Raw genomic sequence first — 6754 nt, 5'->3', positions numbered from 1 at the left:
ATAAGAAGTCAATAGTTATTATTTCTTTTAGTAATCTACCAAAAGTGGATNTGAAGTTTTTTGTTTGTCGTACTTGGTGCTTATTTATATTAATCCTATTCCACTTGAAAGTCAACGATTATTCCTATTTTTATAGTTTTTATTTTGTTAGGCATTTTAACAACCTCTTATATCGGTATTTTAGTAAACATATATTATAGAAGGAGTTGTATTTATTAATTGAAACCAAGCTAGATTTCTTTGTTATATTTAGGTACTCGCGTCAACGTATATCTTACACAAGTATTTGCAGCCCTGTTTTTTTCTTGCCTTAAGTACCTTCTTCTTGCCTTAAGTACCTTCTTTTTTTCTTGCCTTAAGTACCTTCTTGATGTATTGAACAAGAAACATAACCAAGTTGACTTTCTAAATCTTGTTATGATATTATATAACCAAGTAATATAATCGGAATAGTTAATATTGTTAAAAAGACAGAATCTAATAATCAATAACCCCTTTTTTAATAGATTATGATTTAAAGGAGATGGAGATATGACAGCAGCAAAGGTAATACCAGGTGCAGAATCTTTTTTCCTCCCTGGCAATTCTATCGGAATCCTCATTTGCCATGGCTTTAATGGAACACCACAAAGTGTAAGGTATTTAGGTGATAACCTTGCTGCCAAAGGCTATACAGTCTATGCTCCACGTTTGAAGGGCCATGGAACCGATGAGCTGGATATGGAAACGAGCCATTATCAAGATTGGGTACATGATGTCGAGGCTGCCTATGCAAAGCTAAAGCAAACCTGCACATATGTATTTGCAATAGGACAATCAATGGGCGGCGCCCTTGTTTTGGATTTAGCGACAAAAGTACCTTGTGAAGGAATTCTCACTATTAACGCCGCACTTCAAGTTCCTGAGTATGAAATCTATCGTAACCAATCGGTTCCGCGTTTCATTCCTGAAGGTGAGCCTGACGTAAAAGACGATACTGTTACTGAAATCACTTATGACCAAGTTCCCTCAAAAGCAATTAATCAGTTGCTTGATATTATGGAGCATACAGGTCAACAGCTCGAAAACATTAGCTGCCCGATACTTCTTTTTCATTCTCCAGAAGATCACGTTGTACCAGCCCGATGTTCCAATCAAATATACGATACTGTATTGTCCCTTGATAAGGAATTAATCGCCCTTGAAAATTCCTATCATGTTGCTTCGTTGGATTATGATAAAGATCAAATCATTGAACAGGCTTATCGGTTCATTCAAATTCACAGTAAAAAGGCAACAATCGCTTCATAAATGATTCTTTTATATACACCTTGGTTTACTCGACCTATACACGGGTATATATAGTATATAAAGAAAAAGGAGGCAGCATAATGAGCAGTTTATCAGACAAAGTAAAAAGTACGGTCAATAAAGTAAAAGGCGAAACGAAAGACCAGGTCGGTAACGCGAAAAATGATCCTCACTTACAAGCAGAAGGTAAAGTTGATAAATTAAAAGGCAATCTCCAAGACGCTGTTAGTAAATTGAAAAATAAACGTTAATTAGCAAATTAAAATCGCAGGATACTACATTGAAACTCTCCTATTTAATAATTTCCACACCCCCTTATATACAGAAGAGGCTGCAGGTATAAACTGCAGCCTCTTCCTTTTTCAATTAGCTTGAATTACAACAACACACATATCATCCGGCTGGTCTTGTTGCATTTCAGGGGGCATAACAAAATCAATAGGAGCGGTTTCCTTGATATCAAACCAACTCGTTGAGACCGCTTCTTGTATTTGATTCAGCCCTTCGGTGCCATCCCGATCGATAGCCTCCATGACTCCATCTGTAAATAACAGAAGTTGAATTCTGTCTTCATAATGAATGATTGATTTCTCTATATTCATCTCAGCAAAGAATCCCACAGGACATGTCCCTTTTGAAAGAGAAGCCACTTTTCCATCATCCATTAAAGCGAAGCCTGGAGGATGTCCAGCGTTAACATATTCCACTGTTTTTTGCTCTGTATCAATAATCATATAAATCGCTGTAAAATAATAGTGCACTTGGTTATCTTCTTTATTAAGGACACTCATCCAGTGATTCATTTCTTTTATGACTGCCACAGGATCTGTATGTGTCCGAATCGCATCCCTCAAAACAGAGGAAATAAACATACAAACAAGTGAAGCGGATATTCCATGTCCCATCATATCAAGCAGAATGATTCCATATCGATTTTCGTCAATGCGATGCCAATAGTACATGTCTCCCGCTAACTTATTTGCAGGTAAGTATGAGGCTTTGATAGTTAAGTGGTCATTGTGAATGGGCTCACTTAAGAGACTGCTTTGGACCTGCATCGAGAGATCTAATTCATTACGAATTTTTTCATCCTGCATTTTATGCCAATCTTTTTCATATTTAAGCCTTAATCCCACACGAATCCGGGCCAGCAAGTCAATTTTATTAATAGGCTTCATTATATAATCAATACCGCCCACATCAAGCGCCTCGGCCACCTTGTTTGAATCTTCAAGTGCGGTCACAAAAATCACGGGTATATCTTTAAGGTGTGGGATATTTTGAAGTCGTCTGCACGCCTCTATTCCATCGATTTCAGGCATCATAATATCAAGCAGAATGATATCAACAGAAGTCTCCTTTGGTTTCAGACCATCCACCTGTAAATATTCAAACATCTCCACAGCAGAAGTTAATGATAGAAAATCCGTATAGCCAGCCCTCTTTAGAATTTTCTCTATAACGAAAAGGTTAACCTGGTTATCATCTACGATTAATATCGTCATTCTTTTATTCCCCTTTTGGCTTATATCGAGCGGCAAGTTTTTATCTTTATTATGTAAATGCGTTTCATTATTGTGGTTCCCTATAGGGTAGTTTCCATTTTATTATAACGAAGCTCAGTCTTTTTTAATAATAATAAACCACTTTATCATCAGATTCGCAGACCAATTCATTATATATACCCGTTACTATGACACTCTAAACATATTATAAGAATTTTTTTGTATCACCCAAAAACAGAGTGAAAACATATTACTAGTGGCCCTAATGAAAAAGAGGAGTCCGCAAGATATGCGAACTCCCCCTTCTTATAATTTCCGATAAATCCGTTCCTTTGAATCAAAGTCCTCATAACCTTCCGATAAGGAAGATGTATGAAGTGTTTCCTTACTACCAACTGCAAGAAAGCCTTTTTTACTAAGACTGTCATAAAACAAATGGTTTACATAGGTTTGTAATTCACCGGTAAAGTAAATCATCACATTTCGGCACAAGATAATATGAAACTCATTGAATGAACCATCAGTGACCAAATTATGCTGGAAAAACACTATGTTTTTAAGAAGGCTAGAATTAAGATAGGCATTTTGATAATCCGTCGTATAATACTCCGAAAATTCCTGTTTTCCGCCGGCCTGCAAATAGTTTTTTGTATAAGACTGCATTCTATTTAGCGGAAGTATCCCTTTTTCCGCATGACGGAGGATATCTTCATTCATATCAGTCGCATAAATTTTCGCCTTTTCATAAAGCCCCTCTTCCTTAAGAAGGATGGCCATTGAGAAGGCTTCTTCACCAGTCGAACAACCCGCATGCCAAATTCTAATTTCCGGAAGCTGTTTTAAAAGCGGTACAATTTTTAATCGAAAAGCTTTAAAGAAATCCGGGTCGCGAAACATTTCAGTAACGTTTATCGAAAAATCATTCAGAAGTTTCTCGACATACCCTTTTTCATACAAAACCATTTCAATCATTCCACTTATCCTACGAATATGGTCCAGCCTCATCCGATTTTCAACTCTCCGCTTTATAGAAGAACGCATATATTTACGAAAATCGAAGCCGGAGACAGAATAAATGGCTTGCAATAATAATTCAATTTCTATATCTTCTCGTTCTTCAACAGTTAATGTATCCTTCATGAAAAACCTTCCTTACCCGTACTATCAATTAATTAGTCAGCCACACACGAAGAACTGATAGCAACTGATCTAATTTTAATGGCTTACTGACATAGTCGGACGCGCCAGCTTTCAGGCATTTTGCCCTATCGCCTTTCATCGCTTTAGCTGTTAAAGCGATGATTGGAAGATTCTCGAACTTATTCTGCTCGCGAATTCTAGTCATCGTTTCATAACCATCCATTCCTGGCATCATTATATCCATTAATATTGCATCTATATTATTTCCTTTTTCAAGAAGCTCCAAACATTCATAGCCATTTTCAGCCGTAAGGATTCCCATCCCCTCATGCTTCAGCGCATTTTTTAGTGCAAAGATATTACGGTGGTCATCATCGACGACCAGTACGGTTTTATTGCAGAATGGATTACCATTTTTCTTGCCGTCACCATCGAATATTACGACATCCTGTTCTTCCTGCTCTACAAAAGATTCGGTTGCTTCATGGGTAGCTGCTGCCACTTCAGGAGAAGCAGCTATTGCTTCGCCAACATGTTTGAAGCCCTCTGGCATGCTTGGAATAAAGAAGGTAAATATACTACCTCGGCCTTCTTTACTATCTACAATGACCCAGCCTCCTAGCAGCTTAGCAAATTCACGACATATGGAAAGCCCAAGTCCTGTACCACCGTATTTCCTCATTGTAGCTCCGTCGCCTTGCTGGAACGCCTCAAAGATTAGTTTTTGCTTTTCTTTGGAAATTCCAATTCCAGTATCCGCCACATTAATTTCAATCCAATTACTTGCACCTTTTGTTTGAATCCACTGTGCGACATTTTCTTCATCCGCTTTTTTAATTTGGACAGACACAGAACCTTTTTCCGTGAATTTAAATGCGTTGGACAATAAGTTTTTCAAGATTTGCTGGAAGCGCTGTTCATCCGTAAAGAAGATGTCCGGTACATTTTTATCTTTATTGATTAGAAAGTCGATGTTCTTTTTCTTCGCTACATGATCAAAGTTACGGTGCAATAGCTCAGGCAGCTCACTCATATTCATTTCGTCAAAGACAACTTCAAGTTTTCCAACTTCAACTTTTGATAAATCCAAAATATCATTAATCAATGTTAATAAATCTTGACCTGAAGAGTTAATAACACGAGCAAATTCCTGCTGCTCTTCATTTAATTTACTATCATTAGGATCAGAAAGCATTTCAGATAAAATCAAAATACTGTTAAGCGGCGTCCGCAATTCATGGGACATATTAGCCATGAACTCCGATTTGTATTTTGAACTTAACTTTAATTCTTCTGCTTGTTTTTCAAGATTTAATTTTGCGACTTGAAGCTCTTTCGATTTATCTTCGGTTTCGCGATTTCTCTCTTCTAATCGTTCATTAATCATCCGCAACTCTTCAGCTTGTGTTTGCAATTCCTCTGATTGGGCCTGCATTTCCTCTGACTGAGATTGTAATTCTTCCGATTGAGCCTGCAACTCTTCGGTCTGTGCCTGTGATTCTTTCAATAAACGCTCTATTTCCATCCGACCTTCTACATTATTGATCGTGATGCCCAGAGTATCCAACACACGGGTTAAGAAACTTTTTTGCAACTTCGTAAAGGCCTCCAAACTTGCCAATTCAACCATTGCAACAACTTCGTCCTCAAATACGACCGGTGCAATGACAATACTTTTAGGATTGACTTCCCCTAGCCCTGTTGTAACCAAATGGAAGTCTTCTGGAATATTGTCGATGAATTTCGATTTTCCTTCTTGAGCGCATTGTCCAATCAAACCTTCACCCAATCGAAATTCACTTCTGCCTGCATCCTCACCATCTCCTGCAAAGCTGGAAAGCTTTACAAAACGCATATCTTTTCCCTCACCTCGCCTGACGTAAATAGCCCCAATGGACGCTCCCATCATCGGCGCAAGCCTTGTAATGAACCTGTCAGCAAGAACCTCCACATCAACAATACGCTGATACATGGTAGCAATATCTGCAACACGAGTCTGAATCCAGTTCTGTTCACTGATTTTTTCAGTGAAATCTTTCTCCTTTTGATTATAGGCTTCAAGCGATTCTGCCATATCATTGAAGGATCGAGCGATATCACCAATTTCATCTTTTGTTCGAACTGAAATTCTTGGTACTACCGATAAGTTTTTAAAATCAATATTCTTGATGACTTTCGTAATGGATTGCAAATCTTTTGATGTACTGCGAATCATCCAAACCATCGTTACTGAAATAACTAAAATGCTAAGAATAACAGCGAAGATTGTGAAACTAATCATATCTTCATAGGTTTGTTTCGAATTCCTTAAGGTTTCTTTCATAACGCCTTCTTGGTAATCTTTAAAGTCATCCATCGCGCTGATAACTTTTGTCCGCTTTTCCCGCTGATCTCTCATCAACCTGGAAATATTTTCAGAAGAATTTTCTTCTTGTATATTTTGAATAATCTCAGTCTCTGTTATGGAGTAAGATGTATATTGTGTCTCAAACTCTTTCAACAATTGCTTTGCTTTTACTTTATTTAAAGTACCTGATAATTCAGCAATTTGTGATTCAATCAAACTATGATTCTCTTTTATAATTTCTAGACTATTGGCTCTTTCTTCCTTATTCGCATCATCAGCTGCAAACAAAATTTCACGGTCTGACCTTGAAAACAACTGACGGATTTCCATCGAAGCTTGAACTTTTTCATAGCGGTTTTCAACTATTTCTGTCATACTGCTCTTTAAATTGTTAAGCGTAAACATCATGAAAGAAAGTAATATAGCCAAGAAAAGTAAGATTAAACCGAATCCTAACATTTGCTTCCTCTTA

At 37.5% G+C, this 6754-nt stretch carries 5 protein-coding genes; 2 read left to right on the top strand and 3 right to left on the bottom strand.

Annotated elements, in window-relative coordinates; translation table 11 throughout:
* Positions 1 to 531: 531 nt before the first annotated feature.
* Positions 532 to 1290, top strand: a complete 759-nt coding sequence (locus AKG34_RS21800) for an alpha/beta hydrolase (RefSeq protein WP_053348271.1) — start codon at positions 532 to 534, stop codon at positions 1288 to 1290.
* Positions 1291 to 1370: 80 nt separating this feature from the next.
* Entirely contained in the window at positions 1371 to 1541 is a 171-nt protein-coding gene (locus AKG34_RS27235; RefSeq protein WP_082527580.1) for a CsbD family protein, read from the top strand.
* 111 nt (positions 1542 to 1652) lie between these two features.
* Here the strand turns inward: AKG34_RS27235 and AKG34_RS21795 are convergent, their stop codons facing one another.
* The 3 genes from AKG34_RS21795 to AKG34_RS21785 all read right to left on the bottom strand — a co-directional run bounded on the left by AKG34_RS21795 (position 1653) and on the right by AKG34_RS21785 (position 6741).
* Positions 1653 to 2795, bottom strand: coding sequence for a fused response regulator/phosphatase (locus tag AKG34_RS21795; RefSeq protein WP_053348270.1), 1143 nt, complete (start codon positions 2793 to 2795; stop codon positions 1653 to 1655).
* Between the two features lie 306 nt (positions 2796 to 3101).
* Positions 3102 to 3935, bottom strand: coding sequence for a CheR family methyltransferase (locus AKG34_RS21790; protein WP_053348269.1), 834 nt, complete (start codon positions 3933 to 3935; stop codon positions 3102 to 3104).
* 28 nt (positions 3936 to 3963) lie between these two features.
* Positions 3964 to 6741 (bottom strand): response regulator, encoded by a 2778-nt coding sequence (locus AKG34_RS21785; RefSeq protein ID WP_236695028.1) that lies wholly within the window; start codon positions 6739 to 6741, stop codon positions 3964 to 3966.
* Between the last annotated feature and the right edge of the window lie 13 nt (positions 6742 to 6754).

This window comes from Peribacillus butanolivorans (assembly GCF_001273755.1).
Lineage (GTDB): Bacteria > Bacillota > Bacilli > Bacillales > DSM-1321 > Peribacillus > Peribacillus butanolivorans.
The sequence above is the reverse complement of the archived record's forward strand: the minus strand, read 5'-3'. Positions and strand labels throughout refer to the sequence as shown.

What these genes read in the sequence shown, in the direction of transcription:
- AKG34_RS27235 (WP_082527580.1), top strand. Translation starts at nt 1,371, where the DNA reads ATGAGCAGTTTATCAGACAAAGTAAAAAGTACGGTCAATAAAGTAAAA.
- AKG34_RS21795 (WP_053348270.1), bottom strand. Translation starts at nt 2,795, where the DNA reads ATGACGATATTAATCGTAGATGATAACCAGGTTAACCTTTTCGTTATA.
- AKG34_RS21800 (WP_053348271.1), top strand. Translation starts at nt 532, where the DNA reads ATGACAGCAGCAAAGGTAATACCAGGTGCAGAATCTTTTTTCCTCCCT.
- AKG34_RS21785 (WP_236695028.1), bottom strand. Translation starts at nt 6,741, where the DNA reads ATGTTAGGATTCGGTTTAATCTTACTTTTCTTGGCTATATTACTTTCT.
- AKG34_RS21790 (WP_053348269.1), bottom strand. Translation starts at nt 3,935, where the DNA reads ATGAAGGATACATTAACTGTTGAAGAACGAGAAGATATAGAAATTGAA.